Below are 25,711 nucleotides of genomic sequence, written 5' to 3'. Positions count from 1 at the left end.
CGGTACCCGTGCCGGTTCCGCCCGCGGCCGGGCCGCGGGCGGAACCGGCACCGCGCGGCGTCAGGGCTTGCGGGCCACGCCGCCGTACTGGTCCATGCCGCGCCGGGAGCCGACCTCGATGGGGGCGGGGCGCCACAGGGGGCAGGGGACCACGCCCGGCTCCAGCAGCTCCAGACCCTCGAAGCGGGCGGCGACCTCCTCCGGGCTGCGCAGGAGGTAGGGGACCGCGCCCTGCTTGTTGCCCACCTCGATGGCCTCGTTGTAGGCCTCGCTGGTGTTGGTGCCGTCGTAGCTGGCCAGGTAGCTGCCCGGGGGCAGCGCGTCCACCAAGCGGCGCACGACCGGCAGGACCTCGCCGTCGGGCACGTGGCCCAGGACGCCCATGAGCATGAGCGCGATGGGCTGGTCGAAGTCCAGGGTCCGGGCGGCCCGTTCCAGGATCGCGTCGGGGTCGCGCAGGTCGGCGTCGATGTAGTCGGTGACCCCCTCGGGGGTGCCGACCAGCAGCGCGCGGGCGTGCGCGAGCACGAGGGGGTCGTTGTCCACGTAGACCACGCGGGCCTCCGGGGCGATCGACTGGGCGACCTCGTGGGTGTTGTTGGCGGTGGGCATGCCGGTGCCGATGTCGAGGAACTGGCGGATGCCCGCCTCGCCCGCCAGGTGGGTCACGACGCGGATCAGGAACTCCCGGCTGGTGCGGGCCAGGTCCACGATCTCGGGGAAGCCCGCGGCGACCGCGTCGCCCGCCTCGCGGTCGATCGGGTAGTGGTCCTTGCCGCCCATCCAGTAGTTCCAGATCCGGGCCGAGTGGGTCCGGGTGGTGTCGATCTGCGGCGGGCGGCCGGCGGAGGCGGGAGTGGACGCATCGTCGGTCATCTGGGCATCTACCTCGATAGACGGGGGCGGACGTCACGGAACGCAGCCCCCGGTGCTCACGGAGCCGGAACACCGCCGTGGTCGGGGAAACTGCTCGCACCGATGCTATCCACACCGTGTGTGCACGCCCCCCACCGAATGCCCGATTCCTCCCCTTACCGGCGGTATTTCCTCACGAAAGGGAAAGCCCCGGCACCGAAGACGCGCGCGCCCCGGGGGGAGGGTGTTCCCCGCGAAAGGGGAAGACCCCGCCGGACGCGGCGGTGGGGCGGCCCAGAGGCAGGGGGGCGCGGCGGTAGGGCTGCGGGACAGCGGGGCGTCGGCACGCGCCGCGGTGACCGCCGCCCGTCCTGCCGCGCGCCGGGACCGTGTACCGGACACCCCGCCGCGCGGGCCGAGGGTGGTCGGCCCGCGCGGCGGGGTGTCGGGGGCGTGTTGTGGGGGTGTGCCGGGGCGGGCGGCCCGGAGGCCGGTGGGGGACGGTCAGCCCCGCTCGGCGGCTTCGGAGTCGGCGGACTTGACCAGGCGCTTGGTGGAGCGGCGGAAGGCCCAGATGACCACCACGGCGACCAGGGCCAGCAGCGGGAAGCCCATCACGGTGTCGGCGACCGCCAGCCAGGCGGTGGAGTCGGCCAGGTAGAGCCAGCCCTGCACCACGAACCGCAGCACGCACAGCATCAGCACCGCGAACGTGGCGGCGTGGTGCGCGACCAGCGTGGGCCGGTCCTCACGCCAGGCGTGGGTGCCGCCGTGCACGGCGTTCCAGACGACGCCGGTCACCGGCCGGTTCATGAGGGTCGTGACGAGCACGACCACGCCCACCACCAGGGCGGCCCAGATCCCGATCACGAAGAAGTCGTTGGCCGAACCGGTCCAGGCGACGATGCCTCCGGCGATCACGACGCCGAGTACCCCGCCGTACACGGAGCTGAAGGGCTTGCCGCGCCAGAGCTGCACCACGGCGATCACCACGGCCAGGGCGATCGCGATCCCGACGGCGACCAGCGGCGGGACGAAGGCGACCGCCCCCGCGAAGACCAGGGCCGGAATCGCCGAGAGGACCATCCCCCAGGGACCGCCCGCCGCGTCCATCGCCGCCTGCTTGGCGCTGACGGGCTGCTCGGGCTGGGCGGGGCCGGGGGCCTGCTCGGGCTGGGGCTGGGCGGGGTGGTGCTCGGTCATGGTCACTCCGTCCGGGGAGGTGGTCGGGTCGGTGTGCTCGGGGGAGTCGAGGAGGTTCCGGTAGGCGGTCGTGTCGCTGCGTGCCATGTCGTTCCTCTCTTGCGCGTCCGGGTCCGGCTCCGCCGCCGGGTCGGCGCCCCGTCGCGGTCGCGTCCGGGCCGCCCCCGTGCGGGGAAGGGGCGACGGGGTGTCCCGCGTCCGCTCCGGGTGTCTCCCGGCGGCGGCCGGTGTGAAGTTCTTGACCCCTATTCCACCGGTTCGCGCGCTCGTCGGGCAGTGCGACGGCGTCACCACTTCGCCGTGACGTCGCGCTGAGGCAGACCATGACGTGGTGTCACTGGTGGAACGCGAAACGCGAGGTCACCGATCTGTGAGGAAGGCGCCGCGGTCCCGTGTCACGGGACCGCGGCGTCCGGGAAGCGTGCGCCCGCACGGGCGCCGCCGGGGGCTCACAGCCAGTCGTGCTCGCGCGCGTACCGCGCCGCCTCGTGCCGGGTCCGCGTCTGGGTCTTCTGCATCGCGTTGGACAGGTAGTTGCGCACCGTGCCCTCCGCCAGGTGGAGCTGGGCGGCGATGTCGGCGACCGAGTAGCCCTCGCTGGTCGCCCGCAGCACGTCCACCTCGCGGTCGGTGAGCGGGCAGTCGTCGATGACGGCGAGCGCGGAGACGTCCGGGTCGATCCACCGCTTGCCCCGGTGCAGGTTGTCGATGACCGAGGCGATGTGCGCCGGTTCCGCGGACTTGCTGACGAAGCCCTGCACCCGGAGCTTGAGCGCCTTGCGGAGCACGCCGGGCCTGGCGTGGCGGGTGAGCATGAGGATCACCTGGTCCGGCAGTTCGCGGCGGATCCGCTCGACGGCGCCGAGCCCGTCCACGTTGGGCATCTCCAGGTCGATGACGAGCACGTCGGGCCGGTGGTCCAGCACGGCCCGCACGGCCTCCTCCCCGTCCTCCGCCTCGGCGAGCACGGTGATCTCCCCCTCCAGCGGGAGCAGGGCGGCCATCGCCTTGCGCAGGAGGGCCTCGTCGTCGGCGAGTACCACGGTGGTCATCTGCAGTCCTTCCGCGTTGTCGTGCGCTGTGCCGGGGCCGGGCGCGGGAACTGCGCGGCGGTCGGGGACCGGCCCTTGTCGTGTCGGACCGCCGACCCGCCGCAGCGGTCGGCCGCGCGTTCGCTCGGAACGGCCACGGCAGCGCAACCATAGGACGCCGACGGGCCGTCCCGGACCGGCGTCCCGGACGGACCGACCGCCTCGGTGGCGGCCGGGCACGGGAGCCCGACGCGGGAGAGGCGGCTCACCGCCCCTCCGCCAACGGCCCGGCGGCCGGGCGGGGCGGCCGCGGCAGGGCCGGAGCCGCCGTCGGCGGGGTGCGCGGGGGCCGGGTGTCCATGTGCGGCTCTCCGGGTCCGAGGACGGGGGTCCCTCCCAGTATTCCGCCGATCGGGCCGCGCCCACCAGTGACACCGCGTCATGGGCTCACCCCCACAAACGTCACGGCCAGGTGGTGACGTGGTCCCACTGCCCCGCGGGCGCGGTGAGCGCTGCAATGGAAGCATGACCTCCACAGCAGTCATCGACGTCGAACGGCTCAACCTCAAGTACGGGGACTTCCACGCCGTGAGGGACCTGTCCCTCCAGGTGGGGCGCGGGGAACTCTACGCGCTGCTCGGCACGAACGGCGCGGGCAAGACCTCGACCCTGGAGACCGTCGAGGGCCACCGCACCGCCACCTCGGGCACCGTACGGGTCTTCGGCCAGGACCCGCGCGACCGGCGCGCCGTGCGGCCCCGGGTGGGCATCATGCTCCAGGAGAGCGGGTTCTCCCCGGACCTGACGGTGAAGGAGTCAGTCCGGCTGATCGGCGGGCTCACCCGGCGCACGGACACGGTCGAACGCGTGCTCGGCATGGTCGGCCTCACCGCCAAGGCCGGGACCAAGGTGTCCCAGCTCTCGGGCGGCGAGAAGCGGCGGCTGGACTTCGCCACCGCCGCGTACGGGTCGCCTGAGCTGATCTTCCTGGACGAGCCCACCACCGGTCTGGACATCCAGTCCCGGGACGGGCTGTGGGAGGCCGTGGACAGGTTGCGCGAGGACGGCTCGACCATCGTGCTGACCACGCACTACCTGGAGGAGGCCCAGCAGCGCGCGGACCGCATCGGGCTGATGCACAAGGGTTCCCTCCACAGGGAGGGGACCGTGGCCGAGCTGACGCAGACCCTTCCGGCCACGATCCGCTTCTCCCTGCCCGACACCGCGCCGACGCCGCCGGTCCAGGCCGTGCGCCAGGGCGACGGGGCGTTCCTCGTCGAGACCCTGGGCCTGCAGAAGGACCTGTACACCCTGCTGGGCTGGGCGCAGGACAACGCGGTCGAACTGCGGGGGCTGGAGGCCGGGCCGACCCGGCTCGACGACGTCTTCCGCTCCATCGGCGACGACTAGCCCGCTCTCACCGGGCCCGTGCTCTCCGGGGCCCGCGCCGAACACGCTCCGACTCCCCGCACCTTCCAGGAAAAAGGACCCGCACCATGCTCACGATCGCTCAGAGCGAGCTGATCCAGATCTTCCGGAACCGACTGGTCCTGGTCACCATGCTCATCGTCCCGGCGGCCTCCAGCGCGTTCTACATCTACATGCACCAGACCTTCCCGGCGCTGCGCGAGGCCGTGGACTTGGGCGCCATCGCCTCGATCCTGGTGTTCCTCGTGGTGACCATGGGGCTCTACACCACCTCGGTCACAACGCTCGCCTCCCGGAGGCAGAACCTCTTCCTCAAGCGGCTGCGCTCCACGGCGTCGGGCGACGCCGGCATCCTCACCGGGCTGCTGCTCCCGGTCACCGCCGTCACGCTGGTGCAGGTGACCGTGATCCTGGCAGTGCTGGCCGTGGTCGGCGGCGCCCCGGACAACGTGCTCCTGCTGGTGGCGGCCGTCGTCGCGACGATGGTCATGATGGCGGGCCTGGGGCTGGCCACGGCCGGACTGACCAACTCCCCCGACCACGCCCAGGTGACCACGCTGCCCATCATGCTCGGCGTCCTGGCCGTCTCCGGATGGGTCGGGTTCACCGGCACCGAGGAGCTGACCCTGCTCAAGCGGCTGCTGCCCGGCGGCTCGGCCTCGGAGCTGGTCGTCAACGCCTGGAGCGGAGGCGTCCCGGTCACCGAGTCCCTGTTCCTGCTGGCGCCCACGCTGGCCTGGGTCGTCGTCGCCGTCGCGGCGGCCACCCGGATCTTCCGCTGGGAACCGCGCAGGTGAGGACCCCGTGACGGACCGCCCGCGCACGCGAACGGGGTGCTTCCACGGCAGAGCCCGACCGGGCCCGCGAGGTCTCCCGCCGCGTGCGGGCTCCCCGCGAGGACGCCTTCGAGAGGAGAACGACATGGACCTGACGCTGCCGCAGCGGCTCTACCTGCTCAGCTACGACACCGACAAGAACCGGTTCGACCCCGTCAGCGCCGGCTACCGCGGCCAGCTGCTGTGCGCCGCGGCGCTGGCCGACCTGACCTTGGGCGGGCTGCTGCGCCCCCGCGACGGCAAGGTGACGCGCGCCATCGCCCGGGCCCCCCGGGACCCGTTCCTGGCCCGGGTCCTGTCCGACCTGTCCCCCGACGAGCCGCACCACTGGATCAACCTCCTCTACCCCCAGATGGGCAGGGCCGAGGAGATGGTGCGCGGGGAACTGGTCGCCAACGGGGCGGTCACGGTCAGGCGCGGCCGGACGCTGGGGGTGTTCCCCACCCGCACGGTCACCCCCGACCGGCCCGAGGAGGTGGACCGGCTGCGCGAGCGCACGCGCGGGGCGGTCCTGGGTGGCGGCGACCCGGCGGCGGTGCCCCTCCAGGACGCGGCCCTGGTCGCGATCGCGACCGAGGGCGACGTGTGGACCGTGTTCGCCCCCAACGAGCGCTGGCGGCACCGGCCCGCGGTCAGGGCGCTCCAGGAGCGCTTCGACGCCGCCGCCCCCGGACTGCGCAACGCGGTCCGCACGGCCGTCATGGCCACCGGCAAGGGCGCGTCCGCCTGACCGGCGCGGCGCGCTCGTCCGCATCCGCCCGGTCGCCCGGTCACGACGCCGACGGCTCCCCCGGTTCGGGAACCGAGACGTCGACCCGGACACCGGCGGAGGCGCAGTCCGGACCGCCCCAGCCGACCAGCGCGTCCTCGGCAACGGGTACGAGGGGGCCGCAGTACCCGGACAGCGCCTCAGTCTGGAAGCGGCGGGCCCTCCCGGCCCCGACGTCCCACAGGCTGATCTCGCCGGGTCCGGTCGCGACCAGCCCCAGTCCGGCGGCGAAGTCCATTCCTCCCGAGAGCAGGCCGCCGGTGTAGGTCGGCACCGGAGGGCGGAAGTCGGAGTAGTCCAACGTGTCCAGCGGCTGCGCACCGGCCGGACCGACCTCGTACACGCCCGCACTCTCACCGCCTCTCAGCGCCAGGAGCACACGCCCCTCGGACGAGGCCGCCAGCCCGACGAAGGCGTCCTGCTCCCGCGCCCCGGGGAGGTCGGAGACGTCCTGGACCGACGCGGCCTCCTCCCCGAGGCGCATCGTCGCCAGGAACATCCCGTCGCGGGAGCCGCCGACGGCCACCACGGTGTCGTCCAAGGCCGCCAAGTCGTGGACGACGGCCCTCTCGGGTGCGTGGCGGAGGGGGACGGTGTGCCAGGCGTCCTCCTCAGGCGAGTACACCAGGAAGCCCTCCCCGCCCCGCTCGCTGTACCCGCCGCCGAAGACGACGTGGCCGTCGGCGACCACTCCGCGCGCCCCGGTCCTGCTCTCCGGCGCGGGCTCGATCGGCTCCCAGACATCGCGTTCGGGGTCGTAGAGGGCCCCGTCCCGGGCCAGGTGCGCGTCCCGCTCACCGTCGTAGGTCGGTGTGAAGCCTCCCCAGACCAGCATCCGGCCCCCGACCATGACCGCGCTGTGGCGGGTCCTGGACTCCAGTCCGCTGTCGGGCAGGGGGCGCCAGGTGTCGCTCTCCGGGGAGTAGGCGGCGCCGTCGGAGAAGGAGTCGTGCTGACTCCCGACGTGCCCGCCCCAGACCAGGACCTCCTCACCGGACCAGGCCAGGCTGTGGTCGGCGCGGGGCGTGAGTGGCCCTTCCGCGAGCGCGCGCACGGAGATCCGGGCCTCCCACGGCTCCTCGGTCAACTCCCCGATCAGGGAGCAGGAGGTGCCCGTGACCAGGAGTGCCAGTACCGGGGCCGCGATCCTGGTCAGGCGCCGAGCCCGCCCCCGACGCACCGCCGTGTTCCGGTGCGGCCGGGAGTCGCCCGGGGAGGGCGCGCCGTCGTGTGGGGGGTGTGCCATGGCACCGCTTCCGCGCGCAGGGAGTGGTCCGTTCTGCCCCGATGATCCCAGAAAGCCCGGTGGCGCGGGGGTTTCGTGCCGCAACCGGCCACACCGCCCCTCCGGCGCCACGGCGGACCCGCCCGGTCACGACTCCGACCGCTCCCCCGGCGCGGGGCGAGGCGTGGGCCTCTCTGCCGAAGCGCCACGGGGTTTCCGGGGAGTAAACGTCCGATCTCGCGAGAAAAGCCCGCCGTGTCGGATGTGGGGCTCCCGCGAAGGCCGCATCACTCTTCGTAACGTCGGTTCGCCCTGGTCAGCGACTTTTGGTTACCCTAAGTGACAAGCACGGTCGCCACTGTAACTCTCCTCACACTGTACGGGCCCGGACGCTTAGGCTAGCCTCCCCTTAGTTAGGGCGCCCTACATAAGAGTGTTCGCGAAGTTCCTCACCCTATGCCCACATCCGCTTTGCGGATGCTGTCGGCATGCCCGTTTCCAGGAGGATGATCCATGAGCTCCCTCGCGCGGTCCGCACCGGGCCCGCTGCACGGGAACGCCGGTGCCCTCGGCACCAGGCCCGAGCCGACACCCCCCTCCGACCAGGACCCCGACGACCCCCGGACACAGCTGTTCGACGCCCGGAGCGCCGAACACTACCGCGACCTGACCGGGGAAGCCGCGGCCCGCGTCGCCCGGCGCATCGCCGGAGCCGACCGGCCGCTCACCGGAGCCACGGCCGAGGACCTGCGCCCCCAGATCGACAAGGTCGACCTCGACCAGCCGCTCCACGACCCCACCGCGGCGCTGGACGAACTCGAACGCGTCTACCTCGACGACGCCGTCTACTTCCACCACCCCCGCTACATGGGACACCTCAACTGCCCCGTGGTCCTGCCCGCCCTGCTCGGCGAGACCGTCCTGTCCGCCGTCAACTCCTCCCTCGACACCTGGGACCAGAGCGCCGGGGGCACCCTGATCGAACAGCGGCTCATCGACTGGACGTGCGAACGCGTCGGCTTCGGCGGGACCGCGGACGGCGTCTTCACCAGCGGCGGCAGCCAGTCCAACCTCCAGGCCCTGCTCATGGCGCGCGACGAGGCCCACCAACGCGCCAAGGCGCAGGAGGGACAGGACACCCGCCTGGCCGAACTCCTGCCCAGGATGCGCGTCCTGACCTCCGAGGCCGGACACTTCAGCGTCGCCAAGTCCGCCGCCCTCCTCGGCCTGGGATACGAATCCGTCATCACCGTGGCCTGCGACGACAGACGGCGCATGCGCCCCGACGCCCTCGCCGCCCAACTGCGCAGGTGCCGCGCCGAAGGACTCCTGCCCATCGCCGTCGTCGCCACCGCCGGAACCACCGACTTCGGCAGCATCGACCCCCTGCCCCGCATCGCCGACCTGTGCCAACAGCGCGGCGTATGGATGCACGTCGACGCCGCCTACGGCTGCGGCCTGCTGGTCTCGCGCCACCGCCACCTTCTGGAGGGCGTCGAACGCGCCGACTCCGTCACCGTGGACTTCCACAAGTCCTTCTTCCAGCCGGTCAGCTCCAGCGCGATCGTGGTCCGCGACCGCGACGTCCTGCGCCACGTCACCTACCACGCCGACTACCTCAACTCGCGTTCGGACGGCAGCACCCCGCTGCTCTCCCCCAACCAGGTCGACAAGAGCCTCCAGACCACACGCCGCTTCGACGCCCTCAAACTGTGGCTCACCCTGCGCGTCATGGGCGCCGACGGCGTGGGCGCCCTCTTCGACAGCGTCCTGGACCTGGCCGCCGCCGCCTGGACCCTGCTCGACGCCGACCCGCGCTTCACCGTCGTCACCCGGCCCAGCCTCAGCACCCTGGTCTTCCGCTGCGCCGTACCCGGCGCCGACCCCGACACCGCCGACGCCGCCAACCGCTACGCACGCGAGGCGCTGCTGGCCTCGGGCCGCGCCTTCGTGGCCCGCACCACCGTCGACGGCAGACCCCACCTCAAACTCACCCTGCTCAACCCCAGGGCCACCCCGCAGGACGTCGCCGAGGTACTGGACCTGATCGCCGCGCACGTCGACCACTTCGTGAACGCACACCACACGCCCGACCACCCGGCCCCGCCCGAGGCCCACACGGCCCCGCCCGAGGCCCACACGGCCCCCGCCCTGCCGACCACCACCGGGAGGTCCCGTTGACCACCAGCCGCCACCCCGCCCCGGCCGCCGACCCCGGCCGAATCCACGACTTCGCCGCCGTCGGCATCGGCCCCTTCAACCTCGGCCTGGCCTGCCTGACCGCGCCCATCCCCGGCCTGGACGGCCTCTTCCTCGACGAGAAACCCGAGTTCTCCTGGCACTCCGGCATGCTCCTGGAGGAAGCCGAACTCCAGACCCCCTTCATGTCCGACCTGGTCACCCTCGCCGACCCCACCTCCCCCTTCTCCTTCCTCAATTACCTCAAGGAGACAGGCAGGCTCTACCCCTTCTACATCCGCGAGCGCTTCTACCCCCTGCGCGCCGAGTACGACGACTACTGCCGCTGGGCCGCCCGGCGCCTGGGCGACGCCGTCCGCTTCGGCCAGCGCGTGGACTCGGTGGAGTACGACCCCGACCAGGCCCTCTACCTGCTGCACAGCACCGAGACCGCGACCGGCGCCCGGCACACCCACCGCGCACGGCGCCTGGTGCTCGGCACCGGCACACCCCCCTACCTGCCCGAACCCTGCCGCGACCTGCCCGGCGACGCCGTGCACAGCTCCGGCTACCTGCCCGCCGCGCGGCGGCTGCGCGACAAGCGCAGCGTGACGGTCGTCGGCAGCGGACAGAGCGCCGCGGAGATCTTCCACGACCTGCTCCAGGACCTGGACGGACACGGCTACCAGCTCAACTGGGTCACCCGCTCCCCGCGCTTCTTCCCGCTGGAGTACACCAAGCTCACCCTGGAGATGACCTCCCCCGAGTACGCCGACCACTTCCACGCGCTCCCGGCCCCCACCCGCGACCGCCTCGTGGCCTCGCAGAAGAACCTGTACAAGGGGATCGACTCCGACCTCATCAACGCCATCTACGACCTGCTCTACGTCAAGAGCCGCCTGGGCCCGCCGCCCGTACGCCTGATGACCGGCACCGAGGTCACCGGCGCCCGCCACGACGCGGCGAGCGGCGCGTACACCCTGGACCTGCGCAACACCGACCAGGGGCGCGACTTCACCCTCGACACCGAGGGCCTGGTGCTCGCCACCGGCTACCAGTACCGGATGCCGGACTTCCTGGAGCCCATCACCGACCGCCTGGCCTGGGACGGGTCCGGGCGCTTCGCGGTGCGCCGCGACTACCGCGTCGACCGCGGGGCGCCGACCGCCGGCGCGGACGGCTCCCCCGACGACGGCCGCGGACCGGAGCTCGCCCGGGGCGCCGTCTTCGTGCAGAACGCCGAACTGCACACGCACGGCTTCGTCGCCCCCGACCTGGGCATGGGCGCCTACCGCAACTCCTGCATTTTGCGCGCGATGCTGGGCCGCGAGCCCTACGCCGTCGAGCGCTCGATCGCCTTCCAGGAGTTCGGCGCACCCGGGCAGGGCGCGCCGGACGCCGACGCCCGGGACGGGAAAGGCCCGACCGGGGAAGGCCAGAACCACGAAGGCCCGAACCAGGAAGACACCGTGGAGACGGCCCTCCCGGCCTCCGGACCGGCCCGGAAGGCGGCGCGCCGATGAGGGACCAGACACCGGCACCGGCCGCGCCCGACCAGGCCGACGACGCACCGGCCCCGGGCGACGTGTCCGGCCGCAGCAGGACACCCGACGGCGGGACCGCGACCGGCAAGGACACCGCGCCCGACCGGGCCGCCGCGGCCGTCTTCACCCGCACCGACCCCGAACTCGGCGAGTTCCGCGTCCGGCCCGTGGACCCCGACGCCGACGTCCCCCTCCTGCACCGCTGGCTCACCCACCCCAGATCCCACTTCTGGCTCATGTCCGAGGCCACCGAGGACGACGTCGCCCGCGACTACCGCGCCATGGCCGCCTCCCCGCACGAACACGCCTACGTCGGCGAGTGGCGCGGCACCCCCCGGTTCCTGGTCGAGCGCTACGACCCCGGCCACAGCGAACTCGCCGCCCACTACCCCGTACTCCCAGGCGACACCGGCATGCACTTCCTGGTGGCGCCCACCGACACGCCCGTACACGGCTTCACCCGCGCCGTGATCACCACCGTCATGGAACTGCTCTTCTCCGACCCCGCCGCCCGACGCGTCGTCGTCGAACCGGACGTGCGCAACACCGCCGTCCACACCCTCAACACCGCCATGGGCTTCCGGGTCCTCACCACCGTGACCCTCAAGGACAAGGACGCCCACCTGAGCACCTGCACCCGCGACCAGTTCCGCGCCGCCGTCGCCGCGGCCCCGACCACAGGAGGCATCGGCCGATGACCACGCCCACCACCCGACCCGACACCCACGGGCCCCGCCTCCAGGACCCCCGCGACGCGGTCGGCCACCTGGACCCCCGGACCTGGGAGCGCGCCAACCGGCTGCTCGTGCGCAAGGCCCTGGCCGAGTTCGCCCACGAACGGCTGCTCAGCCCCGAACCCGGCCCCGACGGCCTCTTCTCGGTCACCAGCGACGACGGCGACGTCGAGTACCGGTTCGCGGCCCGCGTCATGGCCCTGGACCACTGGCGGATCGAGGCCGACAGCATCGTCCGCCGCGACCTGCGGCGCGACGGCGCGCGCCTGCCCCTGGACGCCCTCGACCTGATCCTGGACCTGCGCAAGACGCTCGCCCTCGACGAGGACGTCCTGCCCGTCTACCTGGAGGAGATCACCAGCACCCTGGCCAGCAGCGCCTACCGCATGTCGGACGCGCAGCCGAGCGCCGCCGAGCTGGCGCGCGCCGGGTTCCAGGAGATCGAGGCGGGGATGACCGAGGGCCACCCCTGCTTCGTCGCCAACAACGGGCGGCTGGGCTTCGACGCCGCGGAGTACCGCGCCTACGCCCCCGAGGCCGCCGCCCCTGTGCGGCTGGTGTGGGTCGCCGCCCGGCGCGAGCGCACGACGTTCAGCTGCTCGGCCGACCTGGACCGCGAGGAACTGCTACGCGGCGAACTCGGCGCCCAGGCCCTGGCCGTCTTCGACGCGCGGCTGACCGACATGGGCCTGGGCCCCGGCGACTACCACCTGATCCCGGTCCACCCGTGGCAGTGGTGGAACCGGCTGGCGGTCACCTTCGCCGCCGACGTCGCCCGCCGCGACCTGGTGTGCCTGGGCCACGGCCCCGACGAGTACCGCGCCCAGCAGTCCATCCGCACCTTCTTCAACACCTCGGCCCCCGAGCGCCACTACGTCAAGACCGCTCTGTCGGTGCTGAACATGGGCTTCCTGCGCGGGCTGTCCGCCAGGTACATGGAGGCCACCCCGGCCATCAACGACTGGGTCGCCTCGGTCGTGGCCGACGACCCCGTCCTGCGCGGCACGCGCGTGGAGATCCTGCGCGAGCTGGCCGCGGTGGGCTACCGCACCACCCACTACGCGCAGGCTTCGACGGAGAAGTCGCCCTACCTGAAGATGACCGCCGCGCTGTGGCGCGAGAGCCCGGTGACACGGCTGCGGTCGGGCGAGCGCCTGGCCACGATGGCCTCGCTGCTGCACACCGACGCGCAGGGGAGATCCCTCGCCGCCGAGCTCATCGCCGAGTCGGGCCTGGAGCCCGCGGACTGGCTGCGCCGCTACCTCGACGCCTACCTCGTCCCCCTGCTGCACTGCTTCTACGCCCACGACCTGGTGTTCATGCCGCACGGGGAGAACGTCATCCTCGTCCTGCGCGACGGGGTGCCCCAGCGGGTCCTGCTCAAGGACATCGCCGAGGAGATCGCGGTGATGAACGACGACGCCGAACTGCCCGCCGGGGTCGAGCGGGTCCAGGGCGCGGTGCCCGAGGACATGCGTGTGCTGTCGCTGTTCACCGACGTCTTCGACTGCTTCCTGCGCTTCCTCAACGGCATCCTCGCCGGTGAGGGCGTCCTGTCCGAGACCGACTTCTGGCGCACCGTGGCCGCGTGCGTGGCCGACTACCAGGCGTCGGCGCCCCACCTGGCCGACCGTTTCGCGCGCGACGACCTGTTCGCGGAACGCTTCGCGCTCTCGTGCCTGAACCGGCTGCAACTGCGCAACAACCGCCAGATGGTCGATCTGGAGGACCCGTCCGCGGGCCTGCAACTGGTCGGCACCCTGGAGAACCCCATCGCCGGGTTCCGTCCCGCGCCCCGGTAGGCGCGGCGGGACAGGGCTTCCGCTCTCCGGTGGACCCAGCGGCCCAGCGGGGCCCGCGGTCCGGCCGGGTCCGCGCACGCCGTGTCCGCTCCGGGGGAAGGGGCTCCGCGCCCCTCCCCCGGCGGTCCGCGCCGCCGGTCCGCCCCGGTGTCGTGGCGGCGCGGTACGTTCTTCGGGCCCGCGCACCGCACCGCCCAGGAGGAGACGTGGCCCACTACTCGCCCGTGCCGGAACTGAACCTGCTCAGGGAGCTGGAGGAGCGGGCCGACGGTGACTTCGTCGCGGACGGCTTCGAGACGCTCGACTACGGCGACCCGGAACAGCTGACCGGTTGGCCGGAGGACCCGGCGTTCCGGTCCCGCCTCATCCCCTTCGCCCTGGCCAACGGCTCCGGCTCCGTCTACGCCCTGTGGCGCTGCGACGACCGCGAGAACCCCGCCGACCTGCCCGTCATCGTCCTCGGCGACGAGGGCGCCGTGGCGGTGGTGGCCGAGAATCCCCGCGGGCTGGTCCTGCTCCTGGGGGCGGACTCCGAGATCGGCGTCGACCACGGCTACCCGCCCTACCTGCGCGGGGAGCCCCAGGACGAGGACGGGCCCCGGCGCGCCCGGTACCGCGCCTGGCTCCAGGAGCACTTCGGACGCGGCCTGCCCACGGAATCCGAGGTCGACGCCGTGCTGGAGGGCGCGCGGGACCGCCACGGCGAGTCCTTCGAGCGGTGGGTGGGCGGCTACCTGTCCTCGTGATCCCGTCGTCACGCTGTTGGTTCCACCCGAAACGCTACTCCTTTACGGCGTAGATTCACTTTTGTCCGTTTATGCCGGATATGCCGCCGCGACCGGCAGCGAGAGCGGCGCCGGACCGGCCACCGCCCGCCACCCCACACCCCCTCTGAGCTGGCCTTTTCGGCAAACACGCCGGGGCGCCGCGACCCGGCGTGTTTGCCGAGCCCGGGCATGGGACAGATCTGCTACGCACAGTGACGGACCCTGCCGAGCCGAGGAACACGCGCATGACCGAGATCGTCTTCGACCACACGACCAGCGGCTACCGGCTGCCGCACGCGCGGTGCCTGGCCCACGCGGCGCGGCTGGCCTACGAGGACGAGGCGCGGGTCCGGGACCAGGCGGCCGCGTGGGGGTTCGACCGCGTGGAATGCTTCCAGGTGGCCTTCCGCCCGCCCTTCCCGCTGGAGGACACCCAGGCCTACACCATGGCCAGCGACGACATGATCATCACCGCCTTCCGCGGCACCGAGCCCACCGAGATCCGCGACTGGCTCTCCGACGCCAACGCCCCGCTGGCCCCCGGGCAGGCGAACCGGGGGATGGTGCACTGGGGGTTCAACCAGGCGCTGGAGGCGGTCTACCCCGCGATCCACGCGGCCGTGGGCGAGATGCGCGCCAACGGCCAGTCGGTGTGGTTCACCGGCCACAGCCTGGGCGGCGCGCTGGCCATGCTGGCCGCGGCGCGCCTGTACTTCTCCGACGGAGTCCTGGCCGACGGCGTCTACACCTTCGGCCAGCCGCGCACCTGCGACGCCGCCCTGGCCGGGGCCTACGACGAGGCGTTCCGGGGCCGGATGTTCCGCTTCGTCAACAACAACGACATCGTCGCCCAGGTGCCGCCCGAGCCCCTGTACCGCCACGTCTCCGAGATGCGCTACATCGACGCGCGGGGCCGCCTGCGCGAGGGGCGGATGCCGCTGCTGGACGGGCTGGCGGACTCCTTCCGGGGGCACACCGCCGACCTGTTCTCCCCCGGAGCCGACTGTGTGCGCGACCATGCCATGGACGCCTACGTCGAGCGGCTCGACGCCGCCGCGCGCTGAGGCGCCGCCGGTCCCGGGGCCCGGCGGCGCGCGTCGTCCGGCCGGGATCAGTCCTTCCACTCCTGGATCATGGTGTCGCAGGCGTGCACGCACATCACGCGCAGCCGCCCCGTGCCGGTGTTGGTGAAGCCGTGCCACACCCCGGGCTGGACGACCAGGGTGTCGCCCGCCGCGGCGGTGAGCCTGCGGTCGCCGACGGCGAACGCGGCCTCGCCCTCCAGGACGGTCCACGTCTCGGTGTAGGGGTGGCGGTGCAGGCCGGGCCCCTGCCCGGGGTCGTTGTCCACGAGGAAGAACGAGATCCCCGAGCCGTGGGGGCGGCCCTCGAAGCGCAGCGTGCGCGAGTCGCCCATCCGGAGTTCGTCGGCGGGGACCACGCGGTCGTGTGTCGTGCTCTCCACGGCGCTCACTCCCCGAACCCGGTCACGCGGCGGACCTCGACGGGCCCGCGGGCCGCCGCGGGCACGCGCGCGGCCCGCCCTGCCGCCGCGTCGGTGACGCGGTACCCGGTCGGCGTCGGGCCCGGGGAGGCGGCCGGATCGTGGTGGTGGAGCGGTGCGAACCTCATCGAGGTGTCCCTTCGGTGTGCCCGTCTCGGTGTGGCTCCACCATGGCCGGGCGGGCGCGCCGCGCTCTACACTTTCGATGTGCGTCGAAACAGGGTCCGCTTCCGGATCGGGGCGGCCGACGTCTCGGCGATCCGGTTCGGCGTCTCGCCGGGCCACGAGCTGTGCCACGCGGTCCGGGTCCTGCTCGACCCCTCGGGCCACCCGCTCCAGTGGGGCTGGCTGCGCGCGGTGCGGGGGTCGCTGCCGAGGCGGCCGTTCGAGTACCTGGCCACGGTGATCGGCCGCGAGGGCTACTTCCCCGACTTCCTCACGGCGGCCCCGTCCTGGGACATGACCCCCGAGGAGGAGGCCGAGCGCCTGCGGCGCGTGCCGCCCGAAGCCGTCCGGGCCGACCTGACCAAGGTGCTCGCGCGCTCGCGTGGGCGCCGCCACGCCCTGGTGGCGGACATGTTCGCCCACCCCGAGCGCACCCGCGCGCTGGTCTCGGAGGCCTGGACGGCGGTCTGGGAGGCCGCGCTGGCCCCGCACTGGCCGCAGATCCGGCGCCTGCTGGGCGCGGACATCGACCTGCGGGTGCGGCGCATGGGCGCGGGCGGCGTGGCGGCGATGGTGGGCACGCTGCACGAGTCCGTGGGCTGGCACCGGGACGCGATCGAGGTCGGGATGCGCAGGCACAACGAGGACGTGGCCTGCGAGGGCAGCGGCGTGGTGCTCACTCCCTCCGTGATGAGCGTGCCGCACTGCTCGGTGCTCACCGAGCCGCCCGTGCAGCCGACGCTGTTCTACCCGGTGCACGGGCTGTCGGCGTCGTGGACGCGTGAGGGCACGGCCGCCGCGGAGGCGCTGGAGGAACTGCTCGGGTCGGGGCGCGCCCGCGTCCTGCTGGCCCTGGACGGGCCCCGGTCCACGTCGGAGGTGGCCGGGGACTGCGCGATGGCGGTCTCCACGGCCTCGCACCACCTGTCGATCCTGCGGCGGTCGGGGCTGGTGGGGGGCCGCCGGGAGGGCACACGGGTGATGCACGCGCGCACGCCGCTGGGCGAGGCCCTGGTGAGCGGAGGGGCCTGAGGGGCGGCGGACCGGCGTGCGCTCCCCGGTGCGGAGCGCACGCCTGGATGTCGCGGGGCGAGTGGGGCCGGTGGGAACGTCAACCCGGCCCCGGCCCCCGGTCAGCGGGCCCCGGCGCCCGGGTCCGCGTCCGAGGTGTGCGGAGCGTCCGGACCGGGAACCGGCGCGTCCCGGTCCGGTTCCGTGTCCCGGTCCTGCTCGGGCGCGATGGCGCGGGCCAGGTGCTCGGCGACCTGGCGACGCGTGGGGGGCGGGAGCGTGCCGCTGGACAGCGACTCGTACAGCCACAGGCCGTCCGCGGCCAGGCGCAGCACGAACAGCTCCATCTCCTCCGGCGTCAGCGGCCCGGCGGACGGCTCGGGCGTCCAGCGCCTCATCACCTCGTCCCAGGGGGCGCGGGTGGCCGGTTCGTTCGCGGTCTCCAGCAGGAGCAGCAGCTCGGCGCGCGTGGAGCTGTGCGCGGCCACCCGGGCGTAGGCCGCCAGGCGCTCGCGGGACGTGGCCCGGTCCGCGCCCCTCCCGGCGGCCTCCGCCAGGTGGTCGTCCCAGCCCTGGGCCAGGTGTTCGTGCAGGGCCTGGAGCAGGGCCTCGCGCGAGGGGAAGTGGTAGAGCAGCCCTCCCTTGGTCAGACCCGTCTCGGCCGCCACCGACTCGTAGGTCAGGGCCGTGACGCCGTCGCGCTGGACGACGCGGAAGGCCGCGTCCAGGATCTGTGTCCGGTTGCTCTTGCGCATGCTCTCCCCCGGGGGTCAGTGGTCCGCGTACGCCGACGAGGACGTGCCGGGACCATGGTGGCGCAGCAGCCGCCAGGTGAGGGCCGCGCCGCACGCCAGGACCGCCGCGACCACGACCATGACCACGAGGTAGCCGGTGTCGAAGGCGTCGTGGGCCGCGGCGACCACCGCGCCGTCGCCCCCGGCCGAGGCCAGGGCGTCGGCCAGGCTCCTCCCGGCGGCGGCCGGGGCGCCCTGCGGCAGCTGGACGGCCGCCGCGTAGACGAAGGTGACCAGGCTGCCCATCAGCGCCACCGCGGTCAGGTTGCCGAACTCGTAGGAGACCTCCTCCACCGAGGAGGCCATCCCGGCGCGGCTGGCGGGCGCGTTGCCGATGATCGCCGTGGAGGCCACCGACATCGCCGCGCCCAGCCCGGCGCCGGTCAGCAGCAGCCCCGCGACGAGCCAGCCGATGCCCGTCTGGAAGCCCAGGACCGAGACGACCACACCCGCCACGCCCGCGGCGAGCCCTCCCGCGATCAGGGGCAGCAGGCCGGTCCGGTGCAGGAACGCGCCGCCCAGCAGCGCGGTCGGCAGGGAACCCGCCGCCACGGCGGCCACCAGCAGCCCGGCCTCCAGCGGCGTGAAGCCCACGACCAGCTGGAAGCGCTGGGTGGTGACGAGCTGGATGCCGCCGATGGCGAACATCGAGAACGCCGCGGCCAGCACGCCGGAGGTGAAGGCGGGGTTGCGGAAGACCGCGAAGTCCAGCAGCGGGTCCTCCAGGCGGCGCTGGCGGCGCGTGAACAGGACGAAGGCCACCACGGCCACGACCACGGCGGCGGCGAAGATCGGCCAGCGCGGCGGCGTGTGCGCCAGCTCCTTGATCGCCAGCACCGAGGCGACCAGGCCGGCCATGGCCTGGAGCGAGGAGACCAGGTCCCAGTGCTTGCCGGGGTCGGGGACGTTGGGCGGCGCGATCAGCGCGGTCGCGACCAGGGCCGCGACGACCACGGGAACGTTGAGGAGGAAGACCGAGCCCCACCAGAAGAACTCCAGCAGGACCCCGCCCACGATCGGCCCCAGCGCGCCGCCGACCACCGAGACGCTGCCCCAGACCGCGATGGCGATGTTGCGTTCGCGTTCGATGGGGAAGGCGATCCTGATCAGCGCCAGGGTGGCGGGCATCATCGCCGCCGCGCCCACCGCCAGGAGCGCGCGCGAGGCGATGAGGACCCAGGCCGTGGGGGAGAACGCGGCGACCAGCGAGGCCAGGCCGAAGACCACCAGCCCGACCACGAACATGCGCACGTGGCCGATCCGGTCGCCCAGCGTGCCGCTGCCCAGCAGCAGACCGGCCATGACGACCGGGTAGGCGTTGATGATCCACAGGCTCTGCGCGCCGGTCGCCCCCAGTTGAGCGGTGAGGGTCGGCAGGGCGGTGTACAGGATCGTGTTGTCCACGGTGACGAGCAGCAGTCCGGCCGCCACGGTCACCAGCAGCAGCCACCGGCGTGTCGCCGTCATGGCCGTCGCGTGCGTCTGATGTGAGCCCATGGGCCGAAATTTACCTTACATCCGGTACAGTTTCGCGCCCGCTCCCCCGACGCCGACGGGCCGCCTTCCCCCGGTTCACGGGCGTTCACGGACGTGCGGGGCGCGCCTTCGGACACGGCGCGCCCCCGCGCTCGGGAACACCCGGCGGGGCTTTCGCGCGACCGTTGCGGGCGGGACCGCCGCGAGGCGATCCGGGGGGCGCGGCGATGTGGTCGGGGACCGCCGCGACCGGATCCGCGGCGCGCCGTGCCGCCCGCGGCACCTCCTCCTGCTACCACCCGTAGGGGAGGCGCGCCGCCGGGCGGTGCGCCGGTAGCGGGAGGGGCTGGGAATGTCGGGAGTGGTGGAGGCGGGCGCCTGGGGGCTGCTGGCCGGGTCGGCGCTGCTGGTGGGCGCGGTGCTGGGGTACGCCCTGCGGATTCCGCGCCTGGTGATCGCCTCGGTGATGGCCTTCGGCGCCGGGGTGCTGCTGTCGGCGGTCTCGTTCGAGCTGATCGCCGAGGCGCACGCGGAGGCCGGGCTGCTCCCGGCGGTGGTCGGCACCCTCGCGGGCGCGGCCGCCTACACCGCGGGCAACATCGCGCTGGCCAGGCGGGGGGCGCGGCACCGCAAGCGGTCCGGCCAGCCCGGAAAGCAGCCTTCGGAGGGCCAGCAGGCCGGGTCGGGCCTCGCGCTGGCGCTGGGGGCGCTGCTGGACGGCGTTCCGGAGTCAGCGGTCATCGGCGTCGGCCTGGCCCAGGGCGGCGCGGTCAGCACGGTGACCGTGGCCGCGGTGTTCATCAGCAACATCCCCGAGGGGCTGTCCAGTTCGGCGGGCATGCGGCGGGCGGGTCGCGGCAAGGGGTACGTCTTCGGCGTGTGGGGGGCGATCGCCGCCGCCAGCACGGTCTCGGCCATGGTGGGCTACGCCGTGGTGGGCGGGCTGCCCGCGTTCGTGGTGGCGACGGTGACGGCCGTGGCGGCAGGGGCCATCCTGGCGATGATCGCCGACACGATGATCCCGGAGGCCTTCGAGGACACCCACCTGGCCATCGGCGTCATCACCGTCTGCGGGTTCCTGGTCTCCTTCGCGCTCTCCCACGCCTGAGCGGCGGGAGCCGGGGGCCGCGCGGGTCGGCGGCTCCCCGGCGGCCCCGGTCGGCGGCGCCGCTACTTGCCGAAGAGGGCCTTCTGCACGTCGTCGGGACCGTCGAACCGGCTCGTACCGGCGTCGGAGAGCTTCCGGACCAGGTCCTCGCCCGCGCCGTTGCCCTTGGCCAGCGACACCAGGTCGTCGCGGCTGGCGGGGTACTCGGCTCCCTTGAGCGCCTTCTGCAGTTCGATGGGGTTGAGGTCGGCCATGGGTTCCTCCCGGTCTCGCGTGCTGGTGCGACGGACTCCCGTCGGCTACCCGGACGGCGCGCGCGGAAATACCACCGGCGGGCAAAGAGGAGGCGTCCCCGTGCCCGTCGCGTCAGCGGTGGCGGCGGAGCCGAACGGCCGGGAAGGAGGGCCGGGTGGCTCCGGCACGGGTGTGTCCGGCGCAGGGGAGCGGTGGCCGGAGGTCGGGTCCGGGACGCGGCCGCCTCCGACTCCCGGCCCCCGAGAGCGGCCGAACGGCGGCGGAACCGGGACGATCGGCCGAGGCGGTGGCCCGGGCCCGGTTCCTAGGGTCGCGGTATGCGCGGATCCACGGACGAAGAGGAACACTGCGGCGCCGGGGGCGCGGCGCAGGACCGGAGGCGGAGGGACGACGACCCCGGCGGCCCCGGCGGCGCGGAACGCGTCCCGCGCGGCGGCGTCCTGCCGGGTGAGCGCGCGCTGGCCCCGGACCTGGCGCGCGGGATGATGCTGCTGCTCATCGTGCTGTCCAACACCGCGTTCCACCTGTGGGCGGCCCAGCACGGCCCCTCCGGCTGGCACCCGGTGGACGGCTCGTGGCCGGACCGGGCGGTCCGGTTCGCCATGATCGTCGGTCTGGACCTGCGCGCCTATCCCCTGTTCGCCTTCCTGTTCGGCTACGGGATGATGCAGCTGTTCCTGCGGCAGAGGGCGCACGGGACCTCCGAACGCACGGCCGTGGCCCTGCTGCGGCGGCGCAGCCTGTGGCTGATCGTGTTCGGGTTCGCGCACGCCGCCCTGCTCATGGCGGGCGACATCATCGGCTCCTACGGGGTGGCGAGCCTGCTGCTGGTGTGGCTGTTCATCCGGCGCGGGAACCGGGTGCTGCTGGCGGCGGCCGCGGTGTTCGCCGTGCTCATCGCGGTACCCGCCGTCCAAGGGGTGTGGAGCCTGGCGGCGCACAGCCTGGAGGGCGTCAGCGGCGCGGGGGCCGAGCCGTCCTACCTCGCCTACGCGGCCCAGGAGGAGGACCCGCTGGCGGCGGCGGGCACACGGCTGGTCACCTGGGCGTTCGTCACCCTGGCGGGCGGCCTGCTGTCCTTCGGCGGGTTCACCATGATCCTGCTGGGCTTCTGGGCGGCGCGGCGGCGCATCCTGGAGGAGCCGCACCGCCACCTGCGGCTGCTGGGCTGGACGGCGGCGGTGGGGATACCGGTCGGCTGGCTGGGCGGGCTGCCGTCGGCGCTGGTCCACGCGGGGCTGGTGGAGGCCGCCCCGGGCGCGATCGGGGACGGGGGGCCGCTGCCCGCGGTCCAGGACGCCACGGGGCTGGCCTGCGGGCTGGGCTACGTGGCGCTGTTCGCGCTGGCCGCGCACCGGCTGTCGCGGCGGGGCGGCGTCGGCCGGACGGGCCCGGGCCGGACGGTGACCGCGGTCGCGGCGCTGGGCAAGCGCTCCATGTCGGGCTACATGGCCCACTCGCTGCTCTTCTCGCCGCTGCTCGCCGCCTGGGGTCTGGGGCTGGGCGCCCACCTCAACAGCGCGTCCATGGCGGCGTTCGCGCTGGCCGTGTGGCTGGTCACGGTCGTGGCGGCCTACGCCCTGGAGCGCACCGGCCGCCCCGGCCCGGCCGAGTTCCTACTCCGTCGGCTCATCTACCGCCGGACCCGCCCGGAGCGGCGGTAGACGCGCCCTCCCGGTTCCGGAACCCGGCCAGCTGGTCGCGCAGGACCCCGTAGGTGGGGGCCAGGTCCCGTAGAACCGCAGCGGCCGCGCCGTCGTCACCGGTGACGAGTGGGTACTGCAACGATCCGACCAGGCGGGCCTGCCCGGTGAGCCGCGGTACCACGTATCCGTCATCGCGCCAGGATGCCGTTTTTCCCGGGAAAACACCACCGGCGCGCGGCGGTCCGCAGCCGTGGCCCGGGGTCCCGCGGTCCTCTGGTCCGCCGGGTTTTTGCCGGACCGGCAAAGGACTTTGGCGGTCCGGCGCCCCGGCCGCATCGTGGCGGTATGAACGAGAACGAGTTGGTACGGGCATCCGGTGAGGCGTGGGACGTCGTGGTGGTCGGGGGCGGTGCGGCGGGTCTGTCGGCCGGGCTGACGCTGGCCCGGGTCCGCCGTTCGGTGCTGGTCGTCGACGCCGGGGAACCGCGCAACGCGCCAGCCGCCGGGGCGCACGGCCTGCTGTCCCGGGACGGGATTCCGCCGCTGGAACTGCTCCGGCTGGGGCGGGAGGAGGTCGCCTCCTACGGCGGGCGGATCGTGTCCGGCCGCGTCTCGGGCGTGCGCCGGGAGGACGGGAACCTGGTGGTGAGCACCGAGGACGGGGGCCGCGCGGTGGCCCGGCGGCTGCTGCTGACCACGGGGCTGGTGGACGAGCTGCCCGACGTCCCCGGCCTCGCGCGGCTGTGGGGGCGGGACGTGGTGCACTGCGTGTACTGCCACGGCTGGGAGGCGCGCGACACGGCCGTCGGGGTGCTGGGGACCGGTCCGGGGTCGTTCCACCAGGCGCTGATGTTCCGTCAGCTGTCGTCCGAGGTGACGCTGTTCCTGCACACCGGCGTCGACCTGGGAGACGAGCAGTGGGAGCAGCTGGCCGCGCTGGGCGTCGGGGTGGTCGAGGGCGAGGTGCGCGGCCTGGAGGTCGACGACCGGGAGCGGCTGGCGGGTGTGCGCCTGGCCTCCGGCCGGGAGTTCGCGGTGCGGACGCTGGCGGTGGCGCCGCGGTTCGCGGCCCGCACGGCCTTCCTGGCCGACCTGGGGCTGGCGTTGACGGAGCACCCGACCGGGATGGGCGCGCAGCTGGCCGTGGAGGCGGGCGGGTTCACCGGTGTCGAGGGGGTGTGGGCCGCGGGCAACGTCGCCGACGTGATGGCGAACGTCCCGGTCGCGGCGGCGTCGGGGGCCCAGGCGGGGGCCGCGCTCAACGCGGACCTGGTCGCCGCCGACGCGGGGGCGGCCGCGGCGGCGCGCGCCGCCCTCGGCACCACGGAGGCACGGGGGCGCGTCGCGAGCTGAACCCTCCCCACCCGACCGGAGGCGCGGTGGCACGTCGCGGACTGAACCCTCCCCGCCCTCCGGGGACGCCGGACCGTCCTCCGGCGTCCCCGGAGGGCGGGGCCCTCACCTGGCCGAAACACGCTCACGGCGCTGCTGCCTAGGAGGCGGCGCCACTGCTTCGAAGGAGGGATCGGCCGGGCGGGCCCGCGGCCCGCCGACCGTGGCCACCCGCCCTGCCCCTTCCGCTCAGGACACCGGGCCGGAGGGGCTCGCCTCGGCGGCGGCCCCGTCGGGGCCCGCCTCGGCGGACCCGCTCGCGGCGGCGTCGCCCTCGGCGATGTGCGCGGCCCGCAGGACCGCCTCCAGGAGCCCGGGCATGCGCGCGCCGAGGTCCTCCCGGCGCAGGCAGCTCATGCGCGAGGTGCCCTCGTAGTACTGGCGGATGACGCCCGCCTCGCGCAGCACGCGGAAGTGGTGGGTGGAGGTGGACTTGCTCACCGGAAGTTCGAAGGCGATGCAGGCCATGTCGTCGTGGCCCCGGGCCAGTTCGCGCACGATGCGCAGGCGCACGGGGTCGGCCAGGGCGTGCATGACCGTCTCCACCCGGATCTCCTCGGCGGGCGGGTGCTCCAGTCGGCGACCGCCTCCGGTCCTTCGTTCCCTGCCGGGCATGCCATAACCTCCGCTGCCGTGCGCCGTGCGACTTCCACCACAAAGTACGAGGGCGGTCGTAGTTTGACAATCCTCGTAGTACGTTGCTTACCGTAGTACGACACCCATCGTATTAGAGCCCGGCCGCCGTGCGCCGGACCCGCTCCCCGATGGAAGCCGACCACCTGCCGCAGACGGAAGGACACCCCTTGAGCACGCTGTTCACCCCCTTGAAGCTGAGGTCGCTGGAGATCCCCAACCGCGTGTGGATGTCCCCGATGTGCATGTACTCGGCCGCCTCCGAAGGGCCCGACACCGGCGCCCCGACCGACTTCCACCTCGCGCACCTGACCGACCGGGCCGCGGGCGGCACCGGCCTGGTCATGGTCGAGGCCACGGGCGTGCGGCCCGACGGGCGGATCAGCCCCTGGGACCTCGGCCTGTGGAACAGCCGCCAGCAGGAGGCCTTCGCGCGTGTGACCGCCGCGATCAGCGCCCACGGCGCGGTCCCGGCCATCCAGCTCGCGCACGCCGGGCGCAAGGCCTCGACGGACAAACCCTGGCTGGGCGGACGGTACGTCCCCGAGTCCGAGGGCGGCTGGCCGACGGTGGGCCCCGGCACCGAGGCCTTCCCCGGCTACGCCGCGCCGGCCGAGCTGACCGCCGACGGGATCCGGCAGCTGGTCCGCGACTTCGCGGCCTCGGCCGAGCGGGCCCTGGCCGCCGGGTTCCAGGTGGTCGAGGTGCACGGCGCGCACGGTTACCTGCTGCACTCCTTCCTGTCGCCCGTCACCAACCACCGCACCGACGAGTACGGCGGCAGCCCCGAGAACCGGATGCGCTTCGCGCTGGAGGTCGTCGAGGCCGTGCGCGAGGTGTGGCCCGAGCACCTGCCGGTGTTCTTCCGCACCTCGGCCACCGACTGGCTGACGGAGGACGAGACCGACGAGCGCGAGGGCTGGACGGGCGAGGACACCGTCCTGCTCGCCAAGGAGCTCCAGGCCCGGGGCGTGGACCTGCTCGACGTGTCCACCGGCGGCCTGGTCGCCGACGCCCGCATCCCCGTGGGCCCGAACTACCAGGTGCCCTTCGCCGAGCGGGTGCGCGGCGCCACCGGTCTGCCCACCGGCGCGGTCGGGGCGATCACCGAACCCGCCCAGGCCGAGGAGATCGTCGCCTCGGGCCGCGCCGACGCGGTGTTCCTGGGACGGCAGCTGCTGCGCGAGCCCTACTGGGCCCACCGCGCCGCGGATGAGCTGGGCGCGGAGTCGCACTGGCCCGAGCAGTACGGTTACGCGGTCGGCCACCCGCGCGCCGCCAGCGGAGCCTGAACCGGGTGGAGCAGAGCTCCGCGGGCCCGGAGCGCACGGCTCCGGGTCCGCCGCCCCTGAACC

General features: G+C 73.8%; 24 protein-coding genes. 14 read left to right on the top strand and 10 right to left on the bottom strand.

All coding sequences use genetic code 11. The annotated features are described in order from the left end of the window. Positions 1-60: 60 nt before the first annotated feature. From ACSTA4_RS09640 to ACSTA4_RS09630, 3 genes are all read right to left on the bottom strand, one after another. Positions 61-876 (bottom strand): SAM-dependent methyltransferase, encoded by an 816-nt coding sequence (locus ACSTA4_RS09640; protein WP_444963240.1) that lies wholly within the window; start codon positions 874-876, stop codon positions 61-63. Between the two features lie 483 nt (positions 877-1,359). Beyond that, positions 1,360-2,145 carry a DUF3159 domain-containing protein gene (locus ACSTA4_RS09635; protein WP_444963239.1) on the bottom strand — a complete coding sequence of 262 codons (786 nt, stop codon included), beginning with the start codon at positions 2,143-2,145 and terminating at the stop codon, positions 1,360-1,362. A 362-nt stretch (positions 2,146-2,507) separates the two neighbouring features. Further along, on the bottom strand, positions 2,508-3,110 hold the full coding sequence (locus ACSTA4_RS09630) for a response regulator transcription factor (protein WP_047868736.1): 603 nt from the start codon (positions 3,108-3,110) through the stop codon (positions 2,508-2,510). 504 nt (positions 3,111-3,614) lie between these two features. Here ACSTA4_RS09630 and ACSTA4_RS09625 point away from each other — a divergent pair. From ACSTA4_RS09625 to ACSTA4_RS09615, 3 genes are all read left to right on the top strand, one after another. Continuing rightward, entirely contained in the window at positions 3,615-4,499 is an 885-nt protein-coding gene (locus ACSTA4_RS09625) for an ABC transporter ATP-binding protein (RefSeq protein ID WP_444963238.1), read from the top strand. An 86-nt stretch (positions 4,500-4,585) separates the two neighbouring features. Continuing rightward, positions 4,586-5,314 (top strand): ABC transporter permease, encoded by a 729-nt coding sequence (locus ACSTA4_RS09620; protein WP_274977090.1) that lies wholly within the window; start codon positions 4,586-4,588, stop codon positions 5,312-5,314. Between the two features lie 124 nt (positions 5,315-5,438). Beyond that, entirely contained in the window at positions 5,439-6,083 is a 645-nt protein-coding gene (locus tag ACSTA4_RS09615; RefSeq protein WP_444963237.1) for a GOLPH3/VPS74 family protein, read from the top strand. Positions 6,084-6,123: 40 nt separating this feature from the next. Here the strand turns inward: ACSTA4_RS09615 and ACSTA4_RS09610 are convergent, their stop codons facing one another. After that, positions 6,124-7,368, bottom strand: coding sequence for a Kelch repeat-containing protein (locus ACSTA4_RS09610; RefSeq protein ID WP_444963236.1), 1,245 nt, complete (start codon positions 7,366-7,368; stop codon positions 6,124-6,126). 492 nt (positions 7,369-7,860) lie between these two features. Here ACSTA4_RS09610 and ACSTA4_RS09605 point away from each other — a divergent pair, with 492 nt between their 5' ends. From ACSTA4_RS09605 to ACSTA4_RS09580, 6 genes are all read left to right on the top strand, one after another. Next, complete coding sequence (locus ACSTA4_RS09605) at positions 7,861-9,528, top strand: pyridoxal phosphate-dependent decarboxylase family protein (RefSeq protein WP_444963235.1); 1,668 nt, start codon at positions 7,861-7,863, stop codon at positions 9,526-9,528. Continuing rightward, the gene (locus tag ACSTA4_RS09600) at positions 9,525-11,048 is read left to right on the top strand and encodes a lysine N(6)-hydroxylase/L-ornithine N(5)-oxygenase family protein (protein WP_444963234.1); all 1,524 of its coding nucleotides are present in this window, start codon (positions 9,525-9,527) and stop codon (positions 11,046-11,048) included. The genes ACSTA4_RS09605 and ACSTA4_RS09600 overlap by 4 nt, the downstream gene beginning before the upstream one ends. Next, positions 11,045-11,767 carry a GNAT family N-acetyltransferase gene (locus ACSTA4_RS09595; RefSeq protein WP_444963233.1) on the top strand — a complete coding sequence of 241 codons (723 nt, stop codon included), beginning with the start codon at positions 11,045-11,047 and terminating at the stop codon, positions 11,765-11,767. The genes ACSTA4_RS09600 and ACSTA4_RS09595 overlap by 4 nt, the downstream gene beginning before the upstream one ends. Then, positions 11,764-13,605, top strand: coding sequence for an IucA/IucC family protein (locus tag ACSTA4_RS09590; RefSeq protein WP_444963232.1), 1,842 nt, complete (start codon positions 11,764-11,766; stop codon positions 13,603-13,605). The genes ACSTA4_RS09595 and ACSTA4_RS09590 overlap by 4 nt, the downstream gene beginning before the upstream one ends. Before the next feature lie 206 nt (positions 13,606-13,811). Then, positions 13,812-14,351, top strand: a complete 540-nt coding sequence (locus ACSTA4_RS09585; RefSeq protein WP_444963231.1) for a hypothetical protein — start codon at positions 13,812-13,814, stop codon at positions 14,349-14,351. A 266-nt stretch (positions 14,352-14,617) separates the two neighbouring features. Next, positions 14,618-15,436, top strand: a complete 819-nt coding sequence (locus ACSTA4_RS09580) for a lipase family protein (RefSeq protein WP_444963230.1) — start codon at positions 14,618-14,620, stop codon at positions 15,434-15,436. Between the two features lie 47 nt (positions 15,437-15,483). Here ACSTA4_RS09580 and ACSTA4_RS09575 read toward each other — a convergent pair whose 3' ends face one another. Together ACSTA4_RS09575 and ACSTA4_RS09570 are read right to left on the bottom strand one after the other, a co-directional pair. Next, positions 15,484-15,837: a cupin domain-containing protein gene (locus ACSTA4_RS09575; RefSeq protein WP_444963229.1), complete on the bottom strand. Its 354-nt coding sequence runs from the start codon at positions 15,835-15,837 to the stop codon at positions 15,484-15,486. 5 nt (positions 15,838-15,842) lie between these two features. Then, a complete protein-coding gene (locus ACSTA4_RS09570) occupies positions 15,843-16,004 on the bottom strand; it encodes a hypothetical protein (protein ID WP_444963228.1) in 162 nt (53 codons plus the stop codon). Between the two features lie 79 nt (positions 16,005-16,083). Here ACSTA4_RS09570 and ACSTA4_RS09565 point away from each other — a divergent pair, with 79 nt between their 5' ends. Continuing rightward, positions 16,084-17,073 carry a DUF5937 family protein gene (locus ACSTA4_RS09565; protein WP_444963227.1) on the top strand — a complete coding sequence of 330 codons (990 nt, stop codon included), beginning with the start codon at positions 16,084-16,086 and terminating at the stop codon, positions 17,071-17,073. A gap of 101 nt (positions 17,074-17,174) precedes the next feature. Here the strand turns inward: ACSTA4_RS09565 and ACSTA4_RS09560 are convergent, their stop codons facing one another. Both ACSTA4_RS09560 and ACSTA4_RS09555 read right to left on the bottom strand, forming a co-directional pair. Beyond that, positions 17,175-17,807, bottom strand: coding sequence for a TetR/AcrR family transcriptional regulator (locus tag ACSTA4_RS09560; RefSeq protein ID WP_444963226.1), 633 nt, complete (start codon positions 17,805-17,807; stop codon positions 17,175-17,177). Positions 17,808-17,822: 15 nt separating this feature from the next. Further along, entirely contained in the window at positions 17,823-19,313 is a 1,491-nt protein-coding gene (locus ACSTA4_RS09555) for an MFS transporter (RefSeq protein ID WP_444964135.1), read from the bottom strand. 361 nt (positions 19,314-19,674) lie between these two features. Here ACSTA4_RS09555 and ACSTA4_RS09550 point away from each other — a divergent pair, with 361 nt between their 5' ends. Beyond that, complete coding sequence (locus tag ACSTA4_RS09550) at positions 19,675-20,430, top strand: ZIP family metal transporter (RefSeq protein ID WP_444963225.1); 756 nt, start codon at positions 19,675-19,677, stop codon at positions 20,428-20,430. A gap of 62 nt (positions 20,431-20,492) precedes the next feature. Here ACSTA4_RS09550 and ACSTA4_RS09545 read toward each other — a convergent pair whose 3' ends face one another. After that, positions 20,493-20,684: a DUF2795 domain-containing protein gene (locus tag ACSTA4_RS09545; protein WP_444963224.1), complete on the bottom strand. Its 192-nt coding sequence runs from the start codon at positions 20,682-20,684 to the stop codon at positions 20,493-20,495. A gap of 318 nt (positions 20,685-21,002) precedes the next feature. On the opposite strand from ACSTA4_RS09545, the gene ACSTA4_RS09540 reads away from it, so the two are divergent. Together ACSTA4_RS09540 and ACSTA4_RS09535 are read left to right on the top strand one after the other, a co-directional pair. Continuing rightward, positions 21,003-22,349, top strand: coding sequence for a DUF418 domain-containing protein (locus ACSTA4_RS09540; RefSeq protein WP_444963223.1), 1,347 nt, complete (start codon positions 21,003-21,005; stop codon positions 22,347-22,349). Between the two features lie 327 nt (positions 22,350-22,676). Continuing rightward, positions 22,677-23,684, top strand: a complete 1,008-nt coding sequence (locus ACSTA4_RS09535) for an NAD(P)/FAD-dependent oxidoreductase (RefSeq protein ID WP_444963222.1) — start codon at positions 22,677-22,679, stop codon at positions 23,682-23,684. Positions 23,685-23,912: 228 nt separating this feature from the next. On the opposite strand, the gene ACSTA4_RS09530 is transcribed toward ACSTA4_RS09535, so the two are convergent. After that, positions 23,913-24,338 carry an ArsR/SmtB family transcription factor gene (locus tag ACSTA4_RS09530; protein WP_444963221.1) on the bottom strand — a complete coding sequence of 142 codons (426 nt, stop codon included), beginning with the start codon at positions 24,336-24,338 and terminating at the stop codon, positions 23,913-23,915. A 188-nt stretch (positions 24,339-24,526) separates the two neighbouring features. Between ACSTA4_RS09530 and ACSTA4_RS09525 the strand changes: the two genes are divergently transcribed. Then, a complete protein-coding gene (locus ACSTA4_RS09525) occupies positions 24,527-25,648 on the top strand; it encodes an NADH:flavin oxidoreductase/NADH oxidase (protein WP_444963220.1) in 1,122 nt (373 codons plus the stop codon). Positions 25,649-25,711: the final 63 nt, after the last annotated feature.

This window comes from Nocardiopsis sp. M1B1 (assembly GCF_052466615.1).
Note: the sequence above shows the minus strand (reverse complement) of the source record. Positions and strands in the feature narration are given on the sequence as shown.

Bases quoted from the DNA above. Each gene is read 5' to 3' on its own strand.
- ACSTA4_RS09640 (WP_444963240.1), bottom strand. From the start codon at position 876: ATGACCGACGATGCGTCCACTCCCGCCTCCGCCGGCCGCCCGCCGCAG.
- ACSTA4_RS09635 (WP_444963239.1), bottom strand. From the start codon at position 2,145: ATGGCACGCAGCGACACGACCGCCTACCGGAACCTCCTCGACTCCCCC.
- ACSTA4_RS09630 (WP_047868736.1), bottom strand. From the start codon at position 3,110: ATGACCACCGTGGTACTCGCCGACGACGAGGCCCTCCTGCGCAAGGCG.
- ACSTA4_RS09625 (WP_444963238.1), top strand. From the start codon at position 3,615: ATGACCTCCACAGCAGTCATCGACGTCGAACGGCTCAACCTCAAGTAC.
- ACSTA4_RS09620 (WP_274977090.1), top strand. From the start codon at position 4,586: ATGCTCACGATCGCTCAGAGCGAGCTGATCCAGATCTTCCGGAACCGA.
- ACSTA4_RS09615 (WP_444963237.1), top strand. From the start codon at position 5,439: ATGGACCTGACGCTGCCGCAGCGGCTCTACCTGCTCAGCTACGACACC.
- ACSTA4_RS09610 (WP_444963236.1), bottom strand. From the start codon at position 7,368: ATGGCACACCCCCCACACGACGGCGCGCCCTCCCCGGGCGACTCCCGG.
- ACSTA4_RS09605 (WP_444963235.1), top strand. From the start codon at position 7,861: ATGAGCTCCCTCGCGCGGTCCGCACCGGGCCCGCTGCACGGGAACGCC.
- ACSTA4_RS09595 (WP_444963233.1), top strand. From the start codon at position 11,045: ATGAGGGACCAGACACCGGCACCGGCCGCGCCCGACCAGGCCGACGAC.
- ACSTA4_RS09590 (WP_444963232.1), top strand. From the start codon at position 11,764: ATGACCACGCCCACCACCCGACCCGACACCCACGGGCCCCGCCTCCAG.
- ACSTA4_RS09580 (WP_444963230.1), top strand. From the start codon at position 14,618: ATGACCGAGATCGTCTTCGACCACACGACCAGCGGCTACCGGCTGCCG.
- ACSTA4_RS09570 (WP_444963228.1), bottom strand. From the start codon at position 16,004: ATGAGGTTCGCACCGCTCCACCACCACGATCCGGCCGCCTCCCCGGGC.
- ACSTA4_RS09560 (WP_444963226.1), bottom strand. From the start codon at position 17,807: ATGCGCAAGAGCAACCGGACACAGATCCTGGACGCGGCCTTCCGCGTC.
- ACSTA4_RS09555 (WP_444964135.1), bottom strand. From the start codon at position 19,313: ATGACGGCGACACGCCGGTGGCTGCTGCTGGTGACCGTGGCGGCCGGA.
- ACSTA4_RS09550 (WP_444963225.1), top strand. From the start codon at position 19,675: ATGTCGGGAGTGGTGGAGGCGGGCGCCTGGGGGCTGCTGGCCGGGTCG.
- ACSTA4_RS09545 (WP_444963224.1), bottom strand. From the start codon at position 20,684: ATGGCCGACCTCAACCCCATCGAACTGCAGAAGGCGCTCAAGGGAGCC.
- ACSTA4_RS09540 (WP_444963223.1), top strand. From the start codon at position 21,003: ATGCGCGGATCCACGGACGAAGAGGAACACTGCGGCGCCGGGGGCGCG.
- ACSTA4_RS09535 (WP_444963222.1), top strand. From the start codon at position 22,677: ATGAACGAGAACGAGTTGGTACGGGCATCCGGTGAGGCGTGGGACGTC.
- ACSTA4_RS09530 (WP_444963221.1), bottom strand. From the start codon at position 24,338: ATGCCCGGCAGGGAACGAAGGACCGGAGGCGGTCGCCGACTGGAGCAC.